This is a genomic window from Halomonas sp. 3F2F, from assembly GCF_014897805.1.
Taxonomy (GTDB): Bacteria; Pseudomonadota; Gammaproteobacteria; order Pseudomonadales; family Halomonadaceae; genus Vreelandella.
Map to the genome: position 1 here is coordinate 1 of NZ_JABUZE010000120.1, position 764 is coordinate 764.

The window sequence follows — 764 nt, forward strand, 5'->3', positions numbered from 1 at the left end:
TGCGGCTGGATCACCTCCTTAAACGATGCGTCATGCCTCGCGGTAAGCGCTCACAATGAATTACCTGATCAGATAATAGAGCAAACGGTAGCTAGTTTAGCTGTCATAAGGGTCTGTAGCTTAGTTGGTTAGAACGCACCCCCTGACCTTAAATGGAAAGCAGGGTGAGGTCGGCTAACAGGTTTATGGTGCCCGATGATAGTTGAATACCCGGGTCTGTAGCTCAGTTGGTTAGAGCGCACCCCTGATAAGGGTGAGGTCGGCAGTTCAAGTCTGCCCAGACCCACCAAATTCCTGTGATACTGCGTTAAAATGCTCCTCGTATAGCAGACTATACGTCGTTGCATTTTGCCTTGCCTCACAGAAATTAATGGCAAGAGGTTAGGTCGGCAAAAAAATGGGGCCATAGCTCAGCTGGGAGAGCGCCTGCCTTGCACGCAGGAGGTCAGCGTTTTATTCAGTACGGCGTTATTTTATGACTCGCATAGCAGGCTATGCGTCGCCATAAAATGCCTTGTCCTGTATAAAATTACCCGGAAAAAGTAATACGATGGGGCCATAGCTCAGCTGGGAGAGCGCCTGCCTTGCACGCAGGAGGTCAGCGGTTCGATCCCGCTTGGCTCCACCATTATGTTGTATTTTACCAACCGTTTGTTGATGTTTTGTGACCATTGATAAGTCAAACGCTGAGACTGCGTTGCCTTATCACTGTTCATCGAACAGTCGCTCTTTAACAATGTATATCATGCTGACATAAACGTTTT

3 tRNA genes are annotated in these 764 nt (G+C 48.3%); all 3 read left to right on the plus strand.

Features of this window, described 5'->3' with window-relative positions:
• The first annotated feature begins 212 nt into the window (after window positions 1–212).
• The 3 genes from INT21_RS12125 to INT21_RS12135 all read left to right on the plus strand — a co-directional run bounded on the left by INT21_RS12125 (window position 213) and on the right by INT21_RS12135 (window position 628).
• Window positions 213–289: transfer RNA gene (locus INT21_RS12125), tRNA-Ile, on the plus strand.
• A gap of 112 nt (window positions 290–401) precedes the next feature.
• A tRNA-Ala gene (locus INT21_RS12130) sits at window positions 402–505 on the plus strand.
• A 47-nt stretch (window positions 506–552) separates the two neighbouring features.
• Window positions 553–628, plus strand: a tRNA-Ala gene (locus INT21_RS12135).
• Window positions 629–764 lie beyond the last annotated feature (136 nt).